Origin of the sequence: Erythrobacter sp. EC-HK427, from assembly GCF_902498745.1 — a bacterium.
Taxonomy (GTDB): Bacteria; Pseudomonadota; Alphaproteobacteria; order Sphingomonadales; family Sphingomonadaceae; genus Alteraurantiacibacter.
This window is the reverse complement of sequence record NZ_LR701479.1, coordinates 1,848,742-1,869,534: the sequence shown is the minus strand read 5'-3', so window position 1 is coordinate 1,869,534 and position 20,793 is coordinate 1,848,742. Positions and strand designations below refer to the sequence as shown.

Sequence of the window (20,793 nt, the reverse complement as noted above, 5' to 3'; positions counted from 1 at the left end):
GTTTCGTTTCGAAAGCAGTTTCTCCTTGGCCGCAGCCCAGACCCTTGTTTCCTTTGAACCCGCCACCGGCGCCGAGCTTTGGCGCGGGGAGCATGGCAATGTTGACCGGATCGTGGCCACCGCGCGCAAAAGCTGGGCCGCATGGGCCGCATCGCCGCTCGCGACCCGCATCGAACTGGTGCGCCGCTTCTCCAACGAAGTGCTGAAGGATCAGCAGGAATTTGCCGAGCTGATTGCGCGCGAGACGGGCAAGCCCATGTGGGAAGCGCGCACCGAAGTCGAAGCGGTGATGGCCAAGGTGGAGATTTCCGTCCGCGCCTATGCCGAACGCACCGGCCAGCGCAAGCTCGACAGCGCGCTGCAAGGCTCGGCCGCGCTGCGCCACAAGCCGCACGGGGTGATGGCGGTGCTGGGGCCGTATAACTTCCCCGCGCATCTGCCCAACGGACATATGCTGCCTGCGCTTATCGCCGGGAATGCGGTGATCCTCAAACCGTCCGAAAAGACTCCGGCGGTCGGTGCGAAGCTAGTCGAACTGTTCAACCGCTGCGGCATTCCCGAAGGCGTGGTGCAATTGCTGATCGGCGGGCCGGAAGAAGGCAAGGCACTGGTCGCGCATCCCGATGTCAACGGCGTGCTGTTCACCGGCTCCGCGCAGGTCGGCATTGCGATCAACCGCAAGCTGGCGACCGAGCCGGGCAAGATCGTCGCATTGGAAATGGGCGGCAACAACCCGATGGTGGTGTGGGACACGCCCAAGATCGCAGATGCCGCGGCGCTGATCGTCCAATCGGCCTTCACCACGGCAGGCCAGCGGTGCACCGCTGCGCGGCGGTTGATCGTCAAGGACACGATGTATGACGAGGTGATCGGCGAGGTCCGATCGCTTACCGACCGGCTGATCGTCGGCGCTCCGTTTGACGAGCCTGCGCCCTTCATGGGCCCGGTGATCGACAATGCGACGGCTGACCAGCTGACTGAGAGCTTCCTCTATTTGCTGTCCAATGGCGGCAAAGCGATCCGCCATATGCGGCGGCTGCGCGAGGATCTGCCTTTCGTGTCGCCCGCGATCATCGACACCACCGCCATGGCCGACCGGCCCGATGTGGAGCTGTTCGGGCCGCTGCTGCAGGTGATCAAGGTGAGCGATTTCGACGAAGCGATTGCCGAGGCGAACCGCACGCGCTTTGGACTTTCGGCATCGCTGGTGGGCGGCAATCCGCAGCAATATAACCGCTTCTGGGCGAATATCCGCGCCGGGATCGTCAACTGGAACCGCCCGACCAATGGCGCATCCTCTGCCGCTCCGTTTGGCGGGATCGGCTTTTCGGGCAACCACCGCCCGGCGGCGTTCTACGCGGCGGATTATTGCGCCTATCCGGTCACCAGCACCGAAATGGAGCAGCCGCGCGCCAGCGTGGGCGTCGGTTTCAAGGGCAGCTGACCGCAGCAGCGCGCTTGCGCCGCGCCCGCCCCTCGCCTACCGCCCCGCGCGATGACGCCAGCCCCTGCCACCGCCGAAACGAGCCAGGGGCAGGCCTTTGCCTACGCCCTTACCGCCTACACGATATGGGGGCTGCTGCCGCTGTATCTGGTGTTGGTGAAAGACGTGCCGGCGGTCGAATTCGTCGCCTGGCGCACGCTTTTCACCCTGCCGGTGTGCCTGCTGCTCGTCCTGCTGATGGGGCGTGGCGCCGAACTGCGGCAGGTGCTGCGCAGCGGGCAAGTGCTGCGCATCCTCTTCTGCACGGCGGCGCTGATCGCGGTGAACTGGCTCGGCTATATCTGGGCGGTGCAGAACGGCTTCGTGTTCGCGGCGAGCCTTGGTTATTACATCCTTCCGCTGGTTAGCATGATGATCGGCGTTGTCCTCCTCAAGGAGCGGCTCTCGGCGATGCAATGGAGCGCGGTGGGCCTCGCTGCCATCGGTGTAAGCGCGCTGGCAGCGGGTGCGCCGACAACGTTGTGGGTGAGCCTGCTGCTCGCTTTCTCCTTCGGCATTTACGGCCTGCTGCGCAAAACCGTTGCTGCCGGGGCGCTGGTCGGGCTGACTGTCGAAGCCGCTATCCTCTTCCCGATTGTCGCGGGCTATCTGCTGTGGATCGAAAGCTCCACCGGAACCGCGCTGGGGCGCGACGCGCTGGAAACCGCTGCGATAATCGGCGCTGGCGTCGTCACCGCAACCCCGCTGCTGTTCTTCGCCACTGCCGCGCGGGCCTTGCCCTATTCGGTGATCGGCCTGATGCAATTCCTCGCGCCGACTATGATGTTCGTCCTCGGCCTGACCGTGTTCGGCGAGGAATTGCGGCTGGCGCAGCTCATCAGCTTTATCGTCATCTGGAGCGCGGTTGCGCTGTTCAGCTGGGATCTGTTCCGCAAATCGCGCAAGCCCGCTCAGCCCGCGTAAGTCCACCCCAATGTCTGTCCGGCGTGGAACGGCACGATCTCCTCGCCCGCTGCACTGAGCATTTCGGGCACGACGCAATCGCGCTTTTCCAGCGTCACCGTCTCCGCATTCACCGTCAGGCCGTAGAAGGCGGGGCCGTGGAGGCTGGCAAAGCCTTCGAAATGGTCGAGCGCGCCCTCTTCGTCGAACACGGCGAGATAGCTTTCCAGCGCGAAGGGTGCGTTGAATATCCCTGCGCAGCCGCAGGCGCTTTCCTTGGCGTGGCGGGCGTGCGGGGCGCTGTCGGTGCCGAGGAAGAACTTCGGGTTGCCGCTCGTCGCCGCCTTGCGCAGTGCCAGTCGGTGCTTCTCCCGCTTGGCGACGGGCAGGCAGTAATTGTGCGGCCGCATCCCGCCCACCAGCATGGCGTTGCGGTTGATGTGCAGGTGCTGCGGCGTGATCGTCGCGGCGACATTGGGGCCGGAGGCTTGGACGAATGCCACCGCTTCCTCGGTGGTGATATGTTCGAACACCACTTTGAGCGTGGGCAGATCGGCCAGCAGCGGGCGCAGCACTTGCTCGATGAACACCGCCTCGCGGTCGAAAATGTCGATGTCCGAATGCGTCACTTCACCGTGGACGCATAGCACCATGCCGATGTCCGCCATCACTTCGAGCACGCCGCGAATATTCGCCACATCGGTTACGCCGCTGTCCGAATTGGTGGTCGCGCCTGCGGGGTAGAGTTTGCAGGCGGTAAACACGCCCTCGGCAAAGCCGCGCCGCACTTCTTCGGGGTCGAGATTGTCGGTGAGGTAGCAGGTCATCAGCGGCTCGAACGCTAAGCCAGATGGAACCGCCGCGCGAATACGCTCGCGATAGGCGCGGCCTGCCTCCACCGTGGTGATGGGCGGGGTGAGGTTGGGCATGACAATCGCCCGGGCAAACTGCCGTGCTGTGTAGGGCACCACATCGCGCATCATGTCGCCATCGCGGAAATGCAGGTGCCAGTCGTCAGGGCGGCGGATTTTGAGAATTTTTGTCATTTTTACCCGAGTGACCAGTGATAGTTGGCGCCCTTGCCACACACGGAGCGTGTAGGACAGGGGCGCTTGCACACCAGCCATCGGAACACCACTTTGCAGCGCATGACAATGGGCCGTTTGACCAATCGCGCGGTGGTGCGCGTTTCGCCGCTGGAGCCAAGCGAGGATGCTGCCGCGTTCCTGCAAGGTCTGCTTACCAATGATGTGACGGGGGACACGCCCGCCTATGCCGCGCTGCTGAGCGCGCAGGGCAAGACCTTGTTCGATATGCTGGTGTGGCGCGACGGGGCGGACGTGCTGCTCGACTGCGAGGCCGCTTTGGCCGAGGAACTGGCGAAGCGCCTCTCGCTCTACCGCCTGCGCCGTAAGCTGGCGATTGCGGTGGACGAGGCTCTTGGCGTGTTTTGGAGCGATACGCACACAGAAGGCTTCACCGCCGATCCCCGCCTGCCCGCGCTCGGCAATCGCCGCATCGGCGCGGCAAGCGAGGACGCGGCGGTGGACGACGCCTATCTGGCGCACCGGCTCCAACTGGGCGTGCCGGAGGGGCGCAGCGACATGGGCGATATCCTCTGGCTGGAAACCAATGCGGTCGAGTTGAACGGGGTCAGTTTCACCAAGGGTTGCTATATCGGGCAGGAAAACACCGCGCGGATGAACTGGCGGAGCAAGGTCAACCGGCGGCTGGTGGTGGTTCCGCTGGCGCTCTCGCAAGAGAAGCGGCGCAAGGTGGAGTATCCGCAGCTCGGGCTCGGGGTCGATCACTTGCGGGTGGAGGATATTCCGGCGGATCTGGTGCCGGGGTGGATGGAGCTGACCACCTCCTAAACCCGTCCGTCCTGAGCCTGTCGAAGGACTGCTTTTTCTTTAAGCCCCGTGCGAGGCTCAAAAAGAAGTGCAGCCCTTCGACAAGCTCAGGGCAGTCGGTATTTGGGTCGGAGGCTCAATTTCGTTCGAAAGGCTCAACACGCACGGGTTTCCCTTGCAAGGACCTAAACCCGCACCCCGTTCTTCACAAAGGCGGCGATCAGCATTTCGGTCGCCCGTTCGCGCACCACGCTGCGATTGACGGTGAGCGAATCGGCCAGCTGTTCGCCCACCAGCGCATCGCCCAGCGCCAGCAGCACCAGCGTGAAAGTCGTCTCGTGCATCGCGAGATCGGTGCTGTCATGCTCTTCTTCGGGGCGCAAATCGTGCACCAGCGTGTGAATCGTCTCGATAATCGGATCGAGCGCGTCTTCATTGCCCGATGCCAGCATCCAGCTTGCCAGCGCGCCGCCGCCTTCGCGTCCGAAGGCATCGAAAGTGAGATCGACGACCTCGCGCGGGGAACCGATTCCGGCGCGGGTCGCCCGCACCGCATCGGCAATCGATTCGCAAACGGTGCCCGCGAGATGCGCCGCCAGCTGCTTCTGCAAGCCCGCCGCGCTGCCGAAATGGTGCAGCAGATTGGCGTGGGTGCGCCCGATTCGCGCCGCGACTGCCTTTAGCGTCACCGCCTGCGGCCCCGCCTCGATCAGCAGCGCCCGCGCGGCTTCGAGCGCGGCGGCGCGGCTTTCCTCGGGGCTCAGGCGCTTTCTTGTTGACATACGTGTCAGTTACCTATTAACAGCAGTGTCAGTTCACGGATGCCACTCTGTGACGGGAAGACCAGTGTGATATAAGGGTCCACGTTATGACTGCCCATGCCCGCTTGCAAGCCAGCACACCTGACCACCACCAGCTAACCGTGCGTGATCAACGCTTTGCCCGTGGCCAGCGGCGCGAGCGCGGGGTCGATCCCGTCGCCGCCGCCTGGTTTGCCGCGCTTTCGGCCAGTTTCCCGCGCGGCGAGGCGATGTTTATCGATGCCGTGCGCCAGCACCGCGACGGTGTGCCGGAGAAGCTGGCAGAGGAAATCCGCGATTTCATCAAGCAGGAGGTCAATCACAGCCGCGAACACCTCGCCTTCAACCGCGCGGTGGAGGAAGCGGGCTATGACCTCACCCATATCGATGCGCGGGTGAAAAATCTGGTGGCGATGACGCAATCGCTGCGACCGATTGCGCAGCTTGGCATTACCTGCGCGCTCGAACATTTCACCGCGATTTTCGCGCACGAATTTCTCACCAACCGCGACGAGCTGACGCCCGCCGGGATCGGCGATATCGATCTGTGGCTGTGGCATTCGGTGGAGGAGATCGACCACAAGGCGGTGGCTTTTGACACCTTCCTCCACGCGACGCGCGACTGGTCTGCCTTCAAGCGCTGGCGTTTCCGCTGCCTGCTCATGCTGATTGTCAGCATCCGCTTTACCCGCAACCGCTCCACCGATGCGATCGAGCTGATGCGGCAGGACGGGATCGGCACATGGGCGGCGCGCTGGAAGCTGTTCGCCTATCTCGTCTATTCACCCGGCCTGCTGCGCCGCGTGGCGCGCAACTGGCTGCGCTATTTCCGCCCCGGCTTCCACCCATGGGATCATGATGACCGCTATCTGATTGCCGGGTGGGAAATGGAGCAGGCAGGCCGCGCCTCCGCTGGAGCGCACGACCCGCAACGCGCCCCCGCCGCCGCCTGATCGCTCAGGCCGCAGCGGGGTGATAGCTGGCGCAGTCTTGACCCGCCACCCGCACAAAGCGACGGCATGGAACCTGCGCGCCGCCGCGCCCGGCGCTGCGCATCGGGCGGATCTCTCCGGTATCGGTGAAGCCCAGCTTGCGCAGCACGCGCCCGCTGGCGGGATTGTCGATGAAATGGCCTGCCGCCATGGTCTCTATACCCAGCGCGTCGGTCGATTCGAGCACGCCGCGCCCGGCCTCGGTCGCGAAGCCGCGCCCTTCCCATGCCTTGCCGATCCAGTAGCCGAGTTCATAGCCGCCATCCGCTGACAGATCATAGCCGATCAGTCCGATAACCGGAGCGCCCTTCGCTTGGGGAAGGGTGATCGCGAACCTGTGCCCTTCGCCGTCATTCGCTTTCGCGCAGAATTGGCGGGCATCGTCCTCGGTATAGGGCCACGGTGCGCGGGCGAGATTGCGGACGACATTTTCATCCGCAATGCCGCGATACACGTCGCGCCAGTCTTCGGAAAACACAGGCCGCAGAAACAGCCGCTCGGTACGCATGAACATCGGTCTTCTCCCTCGGATACCGGCGAGCGCCTCCATTGCAGGCCGGTGTTGCAATAATGAGTCTGGCAGACTGCAACTTTGTTGCGCAGTGCAAAAAATGCGGCGGCCAGAGCCATGCGGGGGAAGGAGAATCAAAAAAGGAGACGGGGCGGCCCCATCTCCTTCCAGCTTTCCGGATTTTTGAGCTCCGGAAGGGGCCATCCCGGTGGACGGCCCCTTTCGCGGATCGTCCGATTACTCGGCAGCTTGCGCCATAACGTCGACAGAGACGTATTTGCGGCCCAGCTTGCCATCGTGGAAGCGGACTCGGCCCGCTTCGAGCGCGAACAGCGTGTGGTCCTTGCCCATGCCGACATTGACACCCGGGTAGAACTTCGTGCCGCGCTGACGCACGATAATATTGCCCGGAATCACTTCCTGGCTGCCGAATTTCTTCACACCAAGGCGGCGACCGGCTGAGTCGCGACCGTTACGCGATGAACCGCCTGCTTTTTTATGTGCCATGGTCCGTCAGTCCTTACTTCGTGTCAGTCTTCTTGGCGGCGGCCTTCTTGGCCGGTGCCTTCTTTGCAGGAGCCTTCTTGGCTTCCGCAGCCGGAGCGGCATCGTCAGCCTTGGCCGCAGCCTTCTTCGCAGGCGCCTTTTTGGCTTCGCCCACAGCCGTGATGCGCAGCAGCGTCATCTGCTGGCGGTGACCGGCCTTGCGGCGATAGTTGTGGCGGCGACGCTTCTTGAAAACGATCACCTTTTCGCTCTTCGCCTGGGCGATGACTTCGGCCGAAACCGTGATCTTCGAAGCGTCCGCAAAGTCGGCGCCTTCGCCGGCCAGCAGAACATCGTCCAGCACGATCGTTTCACCGGCATCACCTGCCAGCTTTTCAACCGCGATTTTGTCTCCGGCGGCGACGCGATACTGCTTGCCGCCCGTGCGCACTACTGCGAACATGGTGCTATAATCCGTTTATCTGGTGTTCCCGCGCCCGACCCGGAAGCAATCCACGCCGGGGCAACAACAAAAAGGGCGCCCGAAAGGGCACCGTCAAGAGCGACGCCGTTAGGGTATGCGCCTGCCCCTGTCAACCGCGAGATGGCGTTCGGGCCGCGCTTTTTCTGTCCCTTTTTGCCGATCCCCGCTTTTGCTGGAAATCGCCGGACGCACACGATAGGGTTGCCCCGCAATGAAGCAAGCCCGTGTCCTGGTCCACCTCGCGAGCATTGCAGCACTCACCGCGTGCGCAGCGCCTGCCGAAGACTATCCCTCCCTCGCCATCCGCGATGCGGAGCGGTTTGTCGGCAGCATGGCCCCAGCCGAGGCGCGCGCCTACACCCCCGCCCCCTTGCCTGCCGATACGCTGGCGCAAATTGCCGAGCTGGAACGCCGCGCGCTGGCCGCGCATAACGGTTTCCTCGCTGACGAACCGCTCGCCCGCCGCCGCAGCAATGCCGCGCGCGGCAGCAGTCCGGGCAGCGAAAGCTGGGCGCAGGCGCAAGTCGCCATAGCGGTGCTGGAAGGCCATCGCGGCGATTTGATGATCGCGCTCGCCGATCTCGACCGGATCTATGTCGATACCTCCAGCGCGGGGGAGGCAATTGCCGGTGTCGAGGAGGCGCGCGACGGGATTGCCGGGCTCTTGCAGCAGGAGAACGCTGTGATTAGCGAACTGCTCGCCACGGTGCAGCCATGACCACCGCTTGCGCCGAATGCCCCGTCCGCGACAGCGCCGCCTGCGCGGTGTTGACCGAGGCCGAGCGCGACGAACTCGCCCGCGCGGGCCACACGAAAAAGCTGGCGCGCGGCGAAACGCTGTTCAGCGCGGGCGACGAAAACTCGGCCTGCGCCACGCTGGTCAGCGGCGCGCTCAAGGTCACGCAATATGATGCCGAGGGCAATGAACGCATCCTCGCGCTGATTCACCCCGCCGGGTTTGTCGGCGAATTGTTCGCTCCCTTCCCGCAATATGACGTGGTGGCGCTGACAGCGTCGAAAGTCTGCCTGTTCGCGCGCGGCGATATGGAGCGCGCGCTGGGTGCTTATCCTGACCTTGCCATTGCGCTGTTCCGCCGCAGCCAGGAAGATCTGCACGCAGCGCGCGATCTGCTGGCGCTGGGGTCGGGCCGTAGCGCGGGCGAGCAGGTGGGCGGGCTGATACTGGCGCTGGCCCGCGCGGCGAGCGATACCTCGTGCCACCCCGCACGCGAGTTTGATCTGCCGCTGACGCGCGGGGAGATGGCCAATATGCTCGGCCTGACCATCGAAACGGTCAGCCGCGCGCTGTCCGCGCTGGAGAAGACCGGCGCGCTCAAGCGGAGGGGAACGCGCGGGATCGAGCTGGTCAATCCGGCGCAATTGAGCGGCTACGCCTGAGGCGATTGCCAGCGCGCCAGAGCAGCGTAATCATCCGCGCGCGGTTCGATCCAGTGCCACTCCCCGCCGCGCTGCTCGCGCTTCCAGAACCAGCTTTCGGCTTTCAGATGGTCCATGCAGAAGTCCACCGCGTCGATGGCGGCGCGGCGATGCAGGGCGGCGGCTGACACCAGCACCACCGGCTCGCCAGGATACATCACGCCGGTGCGGTGGAGCATGAGCAGGCCCATCAGGCCGAATCGCGTGTTTGCCCGCTCGGCCAAAGCCTCCATACCGGGCAGGGTCATGCGCGCGTAGTGGAGCAGTTCGAGCGCCTCTGCGCCTTCTCCCCCTCGCACTTCGCCGACAAAGGTGCACACCCCGCCCAGCCCCGGATGGGCATTGGTGAACGGCCCGATCATCGCGCCCGGATTCATCGGGGCATCGAGCAGACGGACGGTAATCGCCATCTCAGCCTCCGCTCACCGGCGGGAGGAAAGCGACTTCGCTTCCCGCTGCGGCATGGAGCGCGGTCTTGTCCGCCAGCAGCACGCCATCCACCGCGATTCGCGTGGTGTCGGCGGCGATGGCGGATTGCAGACCGGGTTCGAGCGCGGCGAGCAATTGCGGCCAGTCGAGCGGTGCGGAGACTTCGCGCTCCGCCGCTCCCGCAAGGTCGGCCAGCTTGCCGAGGAAGACGAGAGTGACGGTCATCCCCCTGTCACCGACATATGCCGCGCGAGCGCCGGGCCTTCGCCCTCGGCGATGCGGAAGTGGTGGCGCTCGGGCTTGATCTGCATCGCAGTGTCGAGCGCTTCAGCGAGCCGCGCTTCGGGCGCATCGGAACGCAAGGCCTCGCGCAAATCCACCTGCTCCGCCCCGCCGAGACAAGCGTAGAGCTGCCCCGTCGCGGTCACGCGCACGCGGTTGCAGCCGGCGCAGAAATTGTTGGTCAGCGGGCTGATAAAGCCGAGCCTGCCGCCCGTCTCTTCCACCCGCACATAGCGCGAGGGGCCGCCCGTGCTGTCGGGCAGGTCGGTGAGCGTAAAATGCTTCTCCAGCGCGGCGCGCACCGCCGTGAGCGACAGGAAGTGGTCGACCCGCTCGCCTTCCACTTCGCCCAGCGGCATGACTTCGATCAGCGTCAGATCATGGCCATGCTCATGCGCCCAGCGGATCAGCGCGGGGATTTCGCCCTCGTTCTGGTCTTTCAGCGCCACGGTGTTGATCTTCACCCGCAAGCCCGCCGCGCGCGCTGCGGCAATGCCGTGCAGCACCCGCTCCAACCCGTCACGCCGCGTGAGCTGTGCAAACAGAGCCGGATCGCGTGTGTCTAGGCTGACATTGATCCGCTCAACACCCGCCGCTGCAAGGTATTCGGCATAGGTCGCCAGCTGCATGGCATTGGTGGTGAGCGTCAGCTCGTCCAGACCGTTGCCGAGCTCGCGCCCCAAAGCGCGCACCAATTGCATGACATCGCGCCGCACCAGCGGCTCGCCGCCAGTGAGGCGGATTTTGCTGATCCCGCGCGCGATGAAGCCCTTCGCCAACACCTCCAGCTCCTCAAGGCTGAGCACGTCGGCCTTGGGCAGAAACTGCATCCGCTCGGGCATACAATAGGTGCAGCGCAAATCGCAGCGATCGGTCACCGAGAGGCGCAGATAGGTCACGCGCCGGTCGAAACGGTCGATCAGGGGCGCGTGCTGGGTCATGCAATCCTGTTAGCGGGAAACGGGCGTCCCGTCATGCGTCACAGCGTCATTCGTCGTGAAGACCTGTCCGGTTACGCCGGGCGCGCGTTCGAGGAAGGCCACCGTTTCCTCCACCGCCGCCACATCCATGCCGACAACCGCGTTCACCCGCCCCGGCACAGCCTCGCGCGCCAGCTCCTCGACCATCGCACGGCGCCAGCTATCGTGCGGATGGTCCGCCGGATCGAACAGGATGACGATATCGGCGGGCAAAGCCGCGCGGATTTTGGGGAGGAAGCGGGCGGCAAATTCCGCTGCGGCATCGAGCGGCTTTGCGGGCAGGCCGCGCGCCATCACGCGCTGCGCGCTCAAGCCGGACGCTCGCGGGTGAGCGTGATACCAATTTGTTCGTGGCGTTCGGTCAGCGCCAGTTTGACGATCTTGACCTGCACTTCCTCGATCCGCACGTCCTGCGCAAACAGCGTTTCGCAGATGTGATCCGCCACCGCCTCGATCAGCTTGTAATGCCGCGTGCCCAGCCCGACCGAGCAGGCATCCTTCAGATCCATGTAATTCTTGCTCTCGTCGAGCGGGGTTTCGGGATCGTAAAAGGGCAACGATTTCAGCCGCGCGCGCACGGTGAAGCGCAAAGGCTGCGGCTTGCCGGTCTCCTCGGAGAAGATACCGGTGTACACATCATGCTCGAAATCGACGAGCTCGAGATAAAGGCTGTCGGCCATAGGCTTTGCGCCCTTACAGCGCGGGCGCGGGTTTGCAAGCGGTGTTGGCGGGCGGGACGGAGCCGTGCTGGCGATTGACGCGGAACCCTTGCGGGGCCAAACCCGTTGGCGAAGAACGCGATACAGCAAAACATAAAGCAGAACATTCAGGGGAAGCACGCCATGGCCGATACGCCAGAGAACACCACGCCCGAAGCGACCACACACGATACTACGTCGCCCGAAGCAACCACGGCAGGCATTCAGCCCGATGCGTCTGCTACCGAAGCGGTCGCGCCGGAACTCGCTGCGCAAGGGCCGTCGAAGCTCACGCGGTGGATCGGCAATTTCACCCATGGCGGCGCTGTTATCATGCTGGTGATCGCGTTCGGTTCGCTTGTCTTGGCCCGATACGACATCATCGACAAACTGTCCGGCTTTCGCGGATTTATGATGACGATGTATCCTTTCGCGGCCTTGGCCGTGATTGCGGTGATCGGCATCGCTATCGGGATGCTGCGCAAGCGCGGCGCGGGTTGGCGCAACCCCTTGGCGCTGGTGCTGTCAGTGGTCATGCTCGGCGTGTTCTACACGCAGGTGATTGCCCCCGCCCGCAGCGCACCCTTCATGCACGATATCAGCACCGATGTGGACGATCCGCCCGCATTCCAGACGTTGACCCTGCGCGAGGACAATCTGGATGTGCATGACGGCGATATCGAGGCGTGGCGCTCCGCACACCGTGAGAGCTATCCCAATATCGAACCGGTCATCATCAACAAGTCGCCCGAACTGGTGATCGCCGATGCGCACGCTCTGGCTGAGGCACGCGGCTGGGAGATTGCCGAATATTCGCCCGCAGCCGGTCGGTTGGAAGCGACTGCAACCGCAGGCTTTATCCGCTTCTATGATGACGTGATTGTCGAAGCCACCCCGATTGCCGACGGGTCAACCCGCGTTGATATGCGCAGCGTCAGCCGCGTGGGCGGGAGCGATCTGGGCTATAACGCCGCGCGGATCGAGGCGTTTCTGAACGATTTGCGCGCGTCCAACTAGCGGGCCTTCGCGCGCCCAGAGCGGGGGTCAGGAATTGGACCAGCGCGCGAAAATAGCGGTCGGCAACAGACGGCCCGCTTCGCTGTCTTCCCGCACGGCCAGTTCGCCATATTCCACGCGCCCGGGCAGATCGGCGAAGGCCTCGTCGAGCAGCCCGGCGATGGCGAGCGCATTCATCCGCACGGCGTAGACGGTGAGAAACAGGAAGCGGCTGTCGGCATCGAGCAATTGCCGGCAATCGCCAATCAGGCCGGGGAGCGATTCTTCCAGCCGCCAGGTCTCGTTCTTCGGCCCGCGCCCGAATTTGGGGGGATCGAGGATGATCCCGTCATAGCGGTTGCCGCGCCGCACTTCGCGCGCGGTGAACTTGCCCGCATCGTCGATCAGCCAGCGGACGGGCTTGTCGTCCATCCCTGAAAGCGCCGCGTTCTCGCGCGCCTGCGCCACCGATTTCTTGCTCGCATCGACATGGGTAACCGGCCCGCACGCGCTCAGCGCCAGCGAGCCGACGCCGGTGTAGCCGAAGAGGTTGAGCGTCTGCGCGTCTTCGCGGCCCGCCAATTGCCCCCGCATCCAGTCCCACACCGGAGCCATATCGGGGAAGAACCCCAAATGGCGGAACGGCGTGCATTGCGCGGTGAAGGTTACCTCGTTCCATTTGAGCGGCCAGCCTTCTGGCGGAACATCGCGGGTGAAATGCCAGCGCCCGCCGCCATCCTCGTCACTGCCGGGAATGAACTCGCCATGCGCCTGCCACCCGGCCTCGGGGAGGCGCGGTTGCCACATGGCTTGCGGTTCGGGTCGGATGAAGCGGTAGGGGCCGTAGCGTTCGAGCTTGCGGCCATTGCCCGAATCGATCAGGCCATAATCCGCCCACGGTTCACCCGCCATGATGATGGGCTGGGGGGCAAGATCAGCCATCAGGCGCTCTGCGTCGCCCGCGCCGTCACGTAATCGCGCACCGCGGCATAGTCGCCCGGCAGCGAATCGTAGCGTTCCTCGCGCTCGAACAGATCGCCTACCCGTTTGGGGAGCGCGGGCCGCGCGCCGGTCGCCCGCTCCACCGCGTCGCGGAACTTGGCCGGATGCGCGGTGGCGAGCGTTACTACGGGCACCGCAGGGTCGACTCCCACCTCGCGCGCGGCGTGCAGGCCAATCGCGGTGTGCGGATCGATGATCTCGCCATAATGCGCAGCGGCATAGGCCATCGCCTGCGCCATTTGCGCCTCGTCCACCCGCGCACTGGTGAACAGCGCCGCCGCGCCCTGCCGCTGGGCGTTGGTGAGCTGCATCGCCTTGGTCGCTTCGAACCCGCGCATCTGCTCCGCCAGCGCCGCGCCATCGCGCCCGCCTTCGCAGAACAGCAGACGCTCGAAGTTGCTGGAGACCTGAATATCCATGCTCGGCGCGGCGGTGGGGGTGACGTGGCCCGCCGAATAGTCGCCGGTGGAGAGTGCGCGGTGGAGAATGTCGTTCACGTTCGTGGCGACGATCAGCCGCTCGATCGGCAAGCCCATTTGCGCCGCGACATAGCCCGCGAACACGTCGCCGAAATTGCCCGTCGGCACGCTGAAGGCGACCTTGCGCTGCGGCGCGCCCAGTTGCAGCGCGGCGGCGAAGTAATACACGACCTGCGCCATCAACCGCGCCCAGTTGATCGAATTGACCGCGCCGATGTGGAAGCGCCCCCCGTGCGAAGAGGCCAGCGCGGGATCGACGAACATCGCCTTCACCATCGCCTGCGCATCGTCAAAGCTGCCGCTAATGGCGATATTGTGGACGTTGGGGGCGAGCACGGTCGTCATTTGGCGGCGCTGCACATCGCTCACCCGGCCTTCAGGGTGGAGCATAAAGATATCGACCCGCTCGCGCCCCGCCACCGCATCAATCGCCGCGCTGCCGGTATCCCCGCTGGTCGCGCCGACAATCGTCAAATGGCGGTCGGATTTCTCAAGGAAATGCTCGAACAGCCGCCCGAGCAATTGCAGCGCCACGTCCTTGAAGGCGAGCGTCGGGCCGTGGAACAGTTCGAGCAGCCAGTGCTGCTGGTCGAACTGGGTGAGCGGGGTGACGGCATCGTGCGAGAAACGGCCATAGGCGCCTTCGCACAGCGCGCGCAGCTGCTCTTCAGTCAGCGATCCGGCGGTGAACGGTGCCATGACCCGCACGGCGAGTTCGGCATAGGGCAAGCCCGCCATCGCGGTGATCTCGCCTTCGCTGAAACGCGGCCAGCTTTCCGGCACATACAGCCCGCCATCGCTGGCGAGCCCCGCCAGCGTGACGCCTTCAAAATCGAGCGCGGGCGCGCTGCCTCTGGTGGAGATATATTTCATTGTGGCGCGCGTTAGCGTTGCGAATGCTGCGCGGCAAGCAAGCTATTCTTGCCCACCCGCGCCCTTCCGCTTGGCGCGCAGCTTGCTGCGCAGCGCGAAGCCGTAGATCAGCAGCGCGGTGAGCGCGAAGAGGAACCACTGGCCGGCATAGGCGAGGTGGTTGTTGGGGATGTCGTTGGGGTCGGGTTGGGCGGAGGGTTCGAGGCCTGCAAGCGGCGGGTCGGCGACCAGTTTGGCAAAACCTTCACGATTGGGAGCGATACGCCCCCTCACTTCACCGCCTTGCCAAGCGGGAGCGTTCGGGCTTTCTGACCAGCCTATCTGGACGTATGCGGTGCGATCCGCGCTAGGCGGACCGTTGTTGATTCCGCAAAGGAAAATATGCACGTACCCGGAGCGGCCACTCTCGCTGCGGCCAGCTACGGAACGGGGCTGGCTGGAAAACGCGCAATCAATGCGGCTCTGCCGATAGAGCACGGACTCAGCGGCAGACTGCGACGCCACAGGAAAGGTCACCAGTTCAGTGTCGGCGATTGCCGCCTCATACCGCGCCACTAGCGCATTCTTCTCGTCCGCCCGCCCCAATTGCCACACGCCGAGCGCGATCATGGTAGCGACGGCGGCCAGCACCACGATCGTCGGGAGCACGGGAACATCACGCCATGTCATTGCGGGCCGCTCCCGTCGATGCGGTGTTCTTCGGCGCTGCGGTTGTATTCGGTGGTGAGCAACCAGCCTTTCGCCAGCCGCAAGCCGCCGACCACGCCGAGCAGGATCAGCGGCAACCACAGGATTACGTGCACCCACCATGGCGGTTCGAAAGCCAGTTGCACCCACAGCGCCAGCGCAACCACCACCGCGCCCACGATCATCGTCAGAAAAGCCGCCGGGCCATCGCCAACATTGAAGGTCGTATAGTCTAGCCCGCAATTCTCGCACCGGTCGGCGAACTTCACCGGCCCTGCAAACAGCGCCCCCGCCTTACAGCGCGGGCAGCGTCCTTCAAATGCGCGGCGGTCCATCACGCCCTCAGGCGTTCCCCATGCACCAAGGATCAGGCTTGTGATCGACTGGCGGCCCTTCCATTCCCGGAGCGGGGAAGCGGCTTTTGAAAGTAAAGGCCAGCGGCGTTGGCCCTTCCTGATCGAGTAGCCATAATTTGGCCAGCCCGTCATTTACCGTGGGCCGGGTTCCCGCCGGGATCCACCAAAGCGCCTGATAGGCGCCATCCATACGGGAGAAATACTCGCGGCGTCGCGCCATAACTGGCGTATGTGCGCTGCGATAGACGAAGTCGAACAGCGCATCCGCGTCGCGCCACACTGTCATGTTGACAGCAAGCAACGGATCAGTCGAGTAGCGGATATCCATTGCATGGCCCGTCTCGTCTTTGAGCCGCCACACAAAGCCCGGAGAGGTTTCTGCCAGCGCGTTTATCCGGTCAAGCGCATCGAAAAATGGCTGGACTCGCGGATCGCCTTGGGGCGCTATCAGCCGCCCGATATTGATCTGCGCGAGATGCCAGCCGTTCTCCGGCGCGTCCCGATAGCGCTCTGCCATTAGTGGACCTCTGCGCCCCAACCGCCCCAAACGTAAACAGCGATGAAGAGGAACAGCCACACCACGTCAACGAAGTGCCAGTACCACGCCGCCGCTTCGAATCCGAAATGCTGCTTGGGCGTGAAGTGGCCCTTATAGGTGCGCACGAGGCAGACGATCAGGAAGATCGTGCCGACCAGTACGTGGAAGCCGTGGAAGCCGGTCGCCATGTAGAAGGCGCTCGAATAGGTGTTCTGGCCGAAGTTGAACGGTGCGATGCTGTACTCGTAGGCCTGGATGGCGGTGAACAGCGCGCCCAGCAGAATGGTGAGCCACAGGCCCTGCTTGAGGCCTTCACGGTCACCATGGATCAGCGCGTGGTGCGCCCAGGTCACCGTGGTGCCCGAACACAGCAGGATGATCGTGTTGAGCAGCGGCAGGCTGAAGGCGTCGAGCACTTCCATGCCTTCCGGAACCAGCGACGCGACTGCGCCTGCGGTGCCGGTCAGCAGCTCGGTTGCCTGCTCCGGCGTTCCGGCGGCAGAGACGCGCAGCGCATCGGGGAACAGGGCGAAATCGAAAAACGCCCAGAACCAGCCGACAAAGAACATCACTTCCGAAGCGATGAACAGGATCATGCCGTATCGCATATGCAGCTGCACCACCGGCGTGTGGTCACCGCGCTGCGCTTCGTTCACGACCTTGGAGAACCAGCCGAAGAAGGTGGCGATCAGTCCGGCAATGCCGAGGCCGAGCACAACCGGCCAGAAACCGAACTGCGCGGGCGCGTCTTCGGTCGCGGGCACATGGTGCATGAAAAACACCATGCCGGTGGTGAAGATAACCGCCGACATCGCGCCGATCAGCGGCCAGATATCGGGATCGAGAATGTGGTAATCGTGGTTCTTGGCGCCGGCCATGGGACTGTCCTGATCCTTGGTGTTTATGCCCTGCCCTTAATGCCCGCAAACGCGCGGGTCTAGGGGCTTAGCTGTCATTGTCCGTCGGGTTTCGTGAGGTGGTGGATTCGTGGAAGGTGTAGCTCAGCGTGATCTGCTCCACCCCTTGCATATTCTCGTCTTCCAGCGCGCGCGGGTCGATGAAATAGAGCACCGGCATCCGGATTTCCTCGCCCGGTTGCAGCGTCTGTTCGGTAAAGCAGAAGCACTGGATCTTGTTGAAATAGCGCCCCGCCTGCTCCGGCTCGACATTGAAGGTCGCGGTGCCGGTGATCGGGCGGTCGGAGGTGTTGCGCGCGGTGTAGAACGCCATATCGCGCTGGCCGATGGTGACGGTGTCGGTCACCTGCACCGGCGTGAATTCCCACGGCAGATCGCGCGCGGTATTGGCATCGAAGCGGATCGAATATTCGGGCGCGCCCGCCTCCAGACCGAGCATCGAGGCAAGCCGCGCTTCGCTTTCGCTGGCGACCTGCGTGGTGCCGCCAAAACCGGTGACGCGGCAGAACAGATCATACAGCGGCACGGCAGCAAAGCCGAGGCCGAGCATTCCCAGCGCCAGCGCAAACATCTGGGCCATCGTCTTGCGGTTGCGGGTGTCGAGCGTTTGCGTCGTCATTGCTGGCCAATCCGGACAATCGTGATGGCGTAGAAAAGCACCACCATCGCCAGCAGCACAAGGCCGAACACGGCGTTGCGCGATTTGCGGCGGCGGAGGAATTCCTTTTCCTCTTCGGGCGTCATGCGATCACTCCCCATTGTGCCAGCACACGATCAAGCACCAGCGCGCCGAACAGGACGAAGAGATAGAGGATGGAATAGGCAAACAGCTTCTTTTCCGGCTTCATCCCGTCGCCCTCAACGCTGCGGCGCAGGCCGATAGGCACGGTGAGCGCGAGGAAAATGCCCGATAGAATAAGCGCCGAAATGCCGTAAATCGCGCCTGTTTCCCCGATCAGCCAAGGCGTGACGCTGAGCGGGAGCAGCAGTGCGGAGTAGACAAGGCTCTGGCGGCGGGTGGAAACTTCGCCTGCCGCGTTGGGCATCATCGGGATGTTGGCCGCAGCGTAATCGGGCTTCACCCACAGCGCCAGCGCCCAGAAATGCGGCGGCGTCCACATGAAGATGATCGCGAACAGCAGCACCGGCATCCAGGTAACCTCGCCCGTCACCGCGATCCACCCGATCAGCGGCGGGAACGCGCCAGCCGCGCCGCCGATGACGATGTTCTGCGGGGTGCGCGGCTTCAGCCACATAGTGTAGATGACGACGTAGAAGAACACGCTGAAGGCAAGGAAGGCGGCGGCGAGCCAGTGGATCGCCAGCCCCATCACCATTACGCTGAAACCCGACATGGCGAGCCCGAAATCGCGCGCATCCTCGCGGCGCAGCTTGCCCTGCGGCAGAGGGCGGGCCGATGTACGCTTCATCTTCGCGTCGATATCGGCTTCCCACCACATATTGAGCGCGCCTGCGCCCCCGGCGGCCAGCGCGATGCAGAGGATGGCGGTGAAGCCGAGCACGGGGTGGATGTTCCCCGGCGCGGCAAGCAGGCCGCACAGGGCGGTGTAAACCACCAGCCGCATGACCTTGGGCTTGGTCAGCGCGAAGAAGTCGCGCCAGTCCGCCGGCATGGCAACAGGCACAGCGGCCGGACTAACGGCAAGCGCGACCTGATCGACATCCTTGGCAGTTGTGGCTCTCATCTTCCAATCTCCCCCCTCCTTTTCAAAGGAGGGGTCGGGGGTGGTTGTGCGACCGTCAGGTCGCATTGCGTTCCCGCACCACCCCACTGCGACTAGGCGGCAAAGCCGCCAAGTCTCGTTGCCCCTCCTCTGAAGAGGAGGGGATATGCATCAAGCGGTTGCCGGCTTCGCGCTGATATGGTCGTTCGCATCGTGGTGGTCTTCGATCACCGGCAGCGTTTCGAACTGGTGGAACGGCGGCGGGCTCGACAGGCTCCATTCGAGCGTCGTCGCGCCTTCGCCCCAGTAATTGCCTTCCGCCCGGCGACCGGCAACCAGCGCGTAGCCGATATTGACGAAGAAGATCACCATCGAGGCAGCCATGATGAGATAGCCGTAGCTGGCGATCTCGTTCCAGTAGGCGAACGCCTCGTTAAAGTCGGGGTAACGGCGCGCCATACCCTGCACACCCAGGAAGTGCATCGGGAAGAAGATCACGTTCACGCCGATGAAGAACACCCAAAAGTGCAGATGGCTGAGCATCTCGCTGTGCCAGCGGCCGCTCATTTTCGGGAACCAGTAATAGAAGCCCGCGAAGATCGAGAACACCGCGCCCATCGACAGCACGTAGTGGAAGTGCGCCACCACATAGTAGCTGTCGTGCAGGTTATCGTCGATGCCGCCATTGGCCAGCACCACACCCGTCACACCGCCAACGGTGAACAGGAAGATGAAGCCCATCGCCCATACCATCGGTGACTTGAAGGTGATCGAACCGCCCCACATGGTCGCGATCCAGCTGAAGATCTTGATGCCGGTCGGCACCGCAATCACCATCGTGGCGGCAGTGAAGTACATCTTCACGTTCACGCTGAGGCCGACCGTGTACATATGGTGCGCCCACACGATGAAGCCGACCACGCCGATGGCGACCATGGCGTAGGCCATGCCGAGATAGCCGAACACCGGCTTGCGGCTGAAGGTCGCGATGATCTGCGAGATCATGCCGAAGCCCGGCAGGATCATGATGTAGACTTCGGGGTGGCCGAAGAACCAGAACAGGTGCTGGTAGAGCACCGGATCACCGCCACCCGCCGGATCGAAGAAGGTCGTGCCGAAATTGCGGTCGGTCAGCAGCATGGTGATGGCAGCGGCCAGCACCGGCAGCGCGAGCAGCAGCAGGAAGGCGGTGACGAGCACCGACCACACGAACAGCGGCATCTTATGCAGCGTCATACCCGGCGCGCGCATATTGAAGATGGTGGTGATGAAGTTGGTCGCGCCAAGGATCGAGCCCGCGCCCGCAAGGTGCAGCGAGAAGATCGCGAAGTCGACCGCAGGGCCTTCCGAACCCGATGTCGACAGCGGCGCGTACACCGTCCAGCCCGTGCCTGCCCCCAGCACGCCGCCCGGGCCACCGGGGACGAACATGGAGAACAGCAACGAGATAAAGCCCGCCACGGTCAGCCAGAACGAGATATTGTTCATGCGCGGGAACGCCATGTCCGGCGCGCCGATCATAAGCGGCACAAACCAGTTGCCGAAGCCGCCGATCATCGCGGGCATCACCATGAAGAAGACCATGATGAGGCCGTGCGCGGTAATTAGCACGTTCCACATATGGCCCTGCTGGTCGAAGCTGGAGCCGTCACCGCCCATCGCGTTCACCAGTTGGCCCATGATCTGCAGGCCCGGCTCAGCCAGTTCCCAGCGCATGAAGCCGGAAATCGCACCACCGATGATCCCCGCGATGATCGCGAAGATCAGATACAGCGTACCGATATCCTTGTGGTTGGTCGACATGAACCAGCGGGCGAAGAAACCCGGCTTGTGATCGGCGTGCGAATGCGCGTGATCGTCGTGATGGGCTTCAAAAGCTTCGGCAGTAGTAGCCATGATTTGCGGACCTTGCTTTGTATTTC

The 20,793-nt window shown here is 63.8% G+C and carries 27 protein-coding genes; 7 read left to right on the top strand and 20 right to left on the bottom strand.

Annotated elements, in window-relative coordinates; translation table 11 throughout:
• Positions 1 to 25: 25 nt before the first annotated feature.
• Positions 26 to 1,444, top strand: coding sequence for a succinylglutamate-semialdehyde dehydrogenase (gene astD / locus GC121_RS09190; protein ID WP_151973996.1), 1,419 nt, complete (start codon positions 26 to 28; stop codon positions 1,442 to 1,444).
• A 51-nt stretch (positions 1,445 to 1,495) separates the two neighbouring features.
• Complete coding sequence (gene rarD / locus GC121_RS09185) at positions 1,496 to 2,407, top strand: EamA family transporter RarD (protein ID WP_151973995.1); 912 nt, start codon at positions 1,496 to 1,498, stop codon at positions 2,405 to 2,407.
• On the opposite strand, the gene pyrC is transcribed toward rarD, so the two are convergent.
• Positions 2,395 to 3,432 carry a dihydroorotase gene (gene pyrC / locus GC121_RS09180; RefSeq protein ID WP_151973994.1) on the bottom strand — a complete coding sequence of 346 codons (1,038 nt, stop codon included), beginning with the start codon at positions 3,430 to 3,432 and terminating at the stop codon, positions 2,395 to 2,397. The two genes, rarD and pyrC, sit on opposite strands and share 13 nt — an antisense overlap.
• A 102-nt stretch (positions 3,433 to 3,534) precedes the next feature.
• On the opposite strand from pyrC, the gene GC121_RS09175 reads away from it, so the two are divergent.
• Positions 3,535 to 4,260 (top strand): folate-binding protein YgfZ, encoded by a 726-nt coding sequence (locus GC121_RS09175; RefSeq protein ID WP_151973993.1) that lies wholly within the window; start codon positions 3,535 to 3,537, stop codon positions 4,258 to 4,260.
• A 164-nt stretch (positions 4,261 to 4,424) separates the two neighbouring features.
• Here the strand turns inward: GC121_RS09175 and GC121_RS09170 are convergent, their stop codons facing one another.
• Positions 4,425 to 5,021 carry a TetR family transcriptional regulator gene (locus GC121_RS09170; RefSeq protein WP_151973992.1) on the bottom strand — a complete coding sequence of 199 codons (597 nt, stop codon included), beginning with the start codon at positions 5,019 to 5,021 and terminating at the stop codon, positions 4,425 to 4,427.
• 140 nt (positions 5,022 to 5,161) lie between these two features.
• On the opposite strand from GC121_RS09170, the gene GC121_RS09165 reads away from it, so the two are divergent.
• A complete protein-coding gene (locus GC121_RS09165) occupies positions 5,162 to 5,992 on the top strand; it encodes a metal-dependent hydrolase (protein WP_234421176.1) in 831 nt (276 codons plus the stop codon).
• A 4-nt stretch (positions 5,993 to 5,996) separates the two neighbouring features.
• Here the strand turns inward: GC121_RS09165 and GC121_RS09160 are convergent, their stop codons facing one another.
• The 3 genes from GC121_RS09160 to rplU all read right to left on the bottom strand — a co-directional run bounded on the left by GC121_RS09160 (position 5,997) and on the right by rplU (position 7,491).
• Positions 5,997 to 6,545 carry a GNAT family N-acetyltransferase gene (locus tag GC121_RS09160; RefSeq protein ID WP_151973990.1) on the bottom strand — a complete coding sequence of 183 codons (549 nt, stop codon included), beginning with the start codon at positions 6,543 to 6,545 and terminating at the stop codon, positions 5,997 to 5,999.
• Positions 6,546 to 6,779: 234 nt separating this feature from the next.
• Positions 6,780 to 7,049: a 50S ribosomal protein L27 gene (gene rpmA, locus GC121_RS09155; protein ID WP_151973989.1), complete on the bottom strand. Its 270-nt coding sequence runs from the start codon at positions 7,047 to 7,049 to the stop codon at positions 6,780 to 6,782.
• Between the two features lie 13 nt (positions 7,050 to 7,062).
• Positions 7,063 to 7,491, bottom strand: a complete 429-nt coding sequence (rplU, locus tag GC121_RS09150) for a 50S ribosomal protein L21 (RefSeq protein WP_151973988.1) — start codon at positions 7,489 to 7,491, stop codon at positions 7,063 to 7,065.
• Between the two features lie 232 nt (positions 7,492 to 7,723).
• Between rplU and GC121_RS09145 the strand changes: the two genes are divergently transcribed.
• Together GC121_RS09145 and GC121_RS09140 are read left to right on the top strand one after the other, a co-directional pair.
• Entirely contained in the window at positions 7,724 to 8,230 is a 507-nt protein-coding gene (locus GC121_RS09145) for a hypothetical protein (RefSeq protein WP_151973987.1), read from the top strand.
• Positions 8,227 to 8,910 (top strand): Crp/Fnr family transcriptional regulator, encoded by a 684-nt coding sequence (locus tag GC121_RS09140; RefSeq protein WP_151973986.1) that lies wholly within the window; start codon positions 8,227 to 8,229, stop codon positions 8,908 to 8,910. Before GC121_RS09145 ends, GC121_RS09140 begins: the two co-directional genes overlap by 4 nt.
• Here GC121_RS09140 and GC121_RS09135 read toward each other — a convergent pair.
• Genes GC121_RS09135 through GC121_RS09115 form a run of 5 tightly spaced genes read right to left on the bottom strand, consistent with a single transcriptional unit; the run spans position 8,901 to position 11,320 of the window.
• Positions 8,901 to 9,359: a molybdenum cofactor biosynthesis protein MoaE gene (locus GC121_RS09135; protein ID WP_151973985.1), complete on the bottom strand. Its 459-nt coding sequence runs from the start codon at positions 9,357 to 9,359 to the stop codon at positions 8,901 to 8,903. The two genes, GC121_RS09140 and GC121_RS09135, sit on opposite strands and share 10 nt — an antisense overlap.
• A 1-nt stretch (position 9,360) precedes the next feature.
• The gene (locus GC121_RS09130) at positions 9,361 to 9,603 is read right to left on the bottom strand and encodes a MoaD/ThiS family protein (protein ID WP_151973984.1); all 243 of its coding nucleotides are present in this window, start codon (positions 9,601 to 9,603) and stop codon (positions 9,361 to 9,363) included.
• Positions 9,600 to 10,601, bottom strand: coding sequence for a GTP 3',8-cyclase MoaA (gene moaA, locus GC121_RS09125; protein WP_151973983.1), 1,002 nt, complete (start codon positions 10,599 to 10,601; stop codon positions 9,600 to 9,602). Before moaA ends, GC121_RS09130 begins: the two co-directional genes overlap by 4 nt.
• 9 nt (positions 10,602 to 10,610) lie before the next feature.
• Entirely contained in the window at positions 10,611 to 10,952 is a 342-nt protein-coding gene (locus GC121_RS09120) for a Rossmann fold domain-containing protein (protein WP_151973982.1), read from the bottom strand.
• Positions 10,949 to 11,320, bottom strand: a complete 372-nt coding sequence (locus tag GC121_RS09115) for a dihydroneopterin aldolase (RefSeq protein WP_151973981.1) — start codon at positions 11,318 to 11,320, stop codon at positions 10,949 to 10,951. Before GC121_RS09115 ends, GC121_RS09120 begins: the two co-directional genes overlap by 4 nt.
• A gap of 162 nt (positions 11,321 to 11,482) precedes the next feature.
• Between GC121_RS09115 and GC121_RS09110 the strand changes: the two genes are divergently transcribed.
• A complete protein-coding gene (locus GC121_RS09110; RefSeq protein WP_151973980.1) occupies positions 11,483 to 12,355 on the top strand; it encodes a DUF1499 domain-containing protein in 873 nt (290 codons plus the stop codon).
• A 27-nt stretch (positions 12,356 to 12,382) separates the two neighbouring features.
• Here the strand turns inward: GC121_RS09110 and GC121_RS09105 are convergent, their stop codons facing one another.
• From GC121_RS09105 to ctaD, 10 genes are all read right to left on the bottom strand, one after another.
• On the bottom strand, positions 12,383 to 13,276 hold the full coding sequence (locus GC121_RS09105; protein ID WP_151973979.1) for a class I SAM-dependent methyltransferase: 894 nt from the start codon (positions 13,274 to 13,276) through the stop codon (positions 12,383 to 12,385).
• Complete coding sequence (gene thrC, locus GC121_RS09100; protein ID WP_151973978.1) at positions 13,276 to 14,688, bottom strand: threonine synthase; 1,413 nt, start codon at positions 14,686 to 14,688, stop codon at positions 13,276 to 13,278. Before thrC ends, GC121_RS09105 begins: the two co-directional genes overlap by 1 nt.
• Before the next feature lie 42 nt (positions 14,689 to 14,730).
• Positions 14,731 to 15,357 carry an SURF1 family protein gene (locus GC121_RS09095; protein ID WP_151973977.1) on the bottom strand — a complete coding sequence of 209 codons (627 nt, stop codon included), beginning with the start codon at positions 15,355 to 15,357 and terminating at the stop codon, positions 14,731 to 14,733.
• On the bottom strand, positions 15,354 to 15,710 hold the full coding sequence (locus GC121_RS09090) for a DUF983 domain-containing protein (protein WP_151973976.1): 357 nt from the start codon (positions 15,708 to 15,710) through the stop codon (positions 15,354 to 15,356). Before GC121_RS09090 ends, GC121_RS09095 begins: the two co-directional genes overlap by 4 nt.
• A 7-nt stretch (positions 15,711 to 15,717) precedes the next feature.
• Positions 15,718 to 16,248 (bottom strand): DUF3291 domain-containing protein, encoded by a 531-nt coding sequence (locus GC121_RS09085; protein WP_151973975.1) that lies wholly within the window; start codon positions 16,246 to 16,248, stop codon positions 15,718 to 15,720.
• Positions 16,248 to 17,147, bottom strand: a complete 900-nt coding sequence (locus tag GC121_RS09080) for a cytochrome c oxidase subunit 3 (RefSeq protein WP_151973974.1) — start codon at positions 17,145 to 17,147, stop codon at positions 16,248 to 16,250. Before GC121_RS09080 ends, GC121_RS09085 begins: the two co-directional genes overlap by 1 nt.
• 67 nt (positions 17,148 to 17,214) lie before the next feature.
• Positions 17,215 to 17,805 carry a cytochrome c oxidase assembly protein gene (locus GC121_RS09075; RefSeq protein ID WP_151973973.1) on the bottom strand — a complete coding sequence of 197 codons (591 nt, stop codon included), beginning with the start codon at positions 17,803 to 17,805 and terminating at the stop codon, positions 17,215 to 17,217.
• Positions 17,802 to 17,930: a hypothetical protein gene (locus tag GC121_RS15785; protein ID WP_255478891.1), complete on the bottom strand. Its 129-nt coding sequence runs from the start codon at positions 17,928 to 17,930 to the stop codon at positions 17,802 to 17,804. The genes GC121_RS09075 and GC121_RS15785 overlap by 4 nt, the downstream gene beginning before the upstream one ends.
• Positions 17,927 to 18,892: a heme o synthase gene (locus tag GC121_RS09070; RefSeq protein ID WP_151973972.1), complete on the bottom strand. Its 966-nt coding sequence runs from the start codon at positions 18,890 to 18,892 to the stop codon at positions 17,927 to 17,929. Before GC121_RS09070 ends, GC121_RS15785 begins: the two co-directional genes overlap by 4 nt.
• A gap of 150 nt (positions 18,893 to 19,042) precedes the next feature.
• Positions 19,043 to 20,767 (bottom strand): cytochrome c oxidase subunit I, encoded by a 1,725-nt coding sequence (gene ctaD, locus GC121_RS09065; protein ID WP_151973971.1) that lies wholly within the window; start codon positions 20,765 to 20,767, stop codon positions 19,043 to 19,045.
• Positions 20,768 to 20,793: the final 26 nt, after the last annotated feature.

Excerpts from the sequence above, each read along its gene's own strand:
- GC121_RS09130 (WP_151973984.1), bottom strand. The coding sequence starts at position 9,603 with ATGACCGTCACTCTCGTCTTCCTCGGCAAGCTGGCCGACCTTGCGGGA.
- thrC (WP_151973978.1), bottom strand. The coding sequence starts at position 14,688 with ATGAAATATATCTCCACCAGAGGCAGCGCGCCCGCGCTCGATTTTGAA.
- GC121_RS09090 (WP_151973976.1), bottom strand. The coding sequence starts at position 15,710 with ATGGACCGCCGCGCATTTGAAGGACGCTGCCCGCGCTGTAAGGCGGGG.
- GC121_RS09115 (WP_151973981.1), bottom strand. The coding sequence starts at position 11,320 with ATGGCCGACAGCCTTTATCTCGAGCTCGTCGATTTCGAGCATGATGTG.
- moaA (WP_151973983.1), bottom strand. The coding sequence starts at position 10,601 with ATGACCCAGCACGCGCCCCTGATCGACCGTTTCGACCGGCGCGTGACC.
- GC121_RS09105 (WP_151973979.1), bottom strand. The coding sequence starts at position 13,276 with ATGGCTGATCTTGCCCCCCAGCCCATCATCATGGCGGGTGAACCGTGG.
- GC121_RS09110 (WP_151973980.1), top strand. The coding sequence starts at position 11,483 with ATGGCCGATACGCCAGAGAACACCACGCCCGAAGCGACCACACACGAT.
- GC121_RS09140 (WP_151973986.1), top strand. The coding sequence starts at position 8,227 with ATGACCACCGCTTGCGCCGAATGCCCCGTCCGCGACAGCGCCGCCTGC.
- ctaD (WP_151973971.1), bottom strand. The coding sequence starts at position 20,767 with ATGGCTACTACTGCCGAAGCTTTTGAAGCCCATCACGACGATCACGCG.
- GC121_RS09145 (WP_151973987.1), top strand. The coding sequence starts at position 7,724 with ATGAAGCAAGCCCGTGTCCTGGTCCACCTCGCGAGCATTGCAGCACTC.
- rpmA (WP_151973989.1), bottom strand. The coding sequence starts at position 7,049 with ATGGCACATAAAAAAGCAGGCGGTTCATCGCGTAACGGTCGCGACTCA.
- GC121_RS09080 (WP_151973974.1), bottom strand. The coding sequence starts at position 17,147 with ATGGCCGGCGCCAAGAACCACGATTACCACATTCTCGATCCCGATATC.
- GC121_RS15785 (WP_255478891.1), bottom strand. The coding sequence starts at position 17,930 with ATGACGCCCGAAGAGGAAAAGGAATTCCTCCGCCGCCGCAAATCGCGC.
- rarD (WP_151973995.1), top strand. The coding sequence starts at position 1,496 with ATGACGCCAGCCCCTGCCACCGCCGAAACGAGCCAGGGGCAGGCCTTT.
- GC121_RS09075 (WP_151973973.1), bottom strand. The coding sequence starts at position 17,805 with ATGACGACGCAAACGCTCGACACCCGCAACCGCAAGACGATGGCCCAG.
- pyrC (WP_151973994.1), bottom strand. The coding sequence starts at position 3,432 with ATGACAAAAATTCTCAAAATCCGCCGCCCTGACGACTGGCACCTGCAT.
- GC121_RS09175 (WP_151973993.1), top strand. The coding sequence starts at position 3,535 with ATGACAATGGGCCGTTTGACCAATCGCGCGGTGGTGCGCGTTTCGCCG.
- GC121_RS09135 (WP_151973985.1), bottom strand. The coding sequence starts at position 9,359 with ATGGCGATTACCGTCCGTCTGCTCGATGCCCCGATGAATCCGGGCGCG.
- rplU (WP_151973988.1), bottom strand. The coding sequence starts at position 7,491 with ATGTTCGCAGTAGTGCGCACGGGCGGCAAGCAGTATCGCGTCGCCGCC.
- GC121_RS09070 (WP_151973972.1), bottom strand. The coding sequence starts at position 18,892 with ATGAGAGCCACAACTGCCAAGGATGTCGATCAGGTCGCGCTTGCCGTT.
- GC121_RS09095 (WP_151973977.1), bottom strand. The coding sequence starts at position 15,357 with ATGACATGGCGTGATGTTCCCGTGCTCCCGACGATCGTGGTGCTGGCC.
- GC121_RS09160 (WP_151973990.1), bottom strand. The coding sequence starts at position 6,545 with ATGTTCATGCGTACCGAGCGGCTGTTTCTGCGGCCTGTGTTTTCCGAA.
- GC121_RS09170 (WP_151973992.1), bottom strand. The coding sequence starts at position 5,021 with ATGTCAACAAGAAAGCGCCTGAGCCCCGAGGAAAGCCGCGCCGCCGCG.
- GC121_RS09085 (WP_151973975.1), bottom strand. The coding sequence starts at position 16,248 with ATGGCAGAGCGCTATCGGGACGCGCCGGAGAACGGCTGGCATCTCGCG.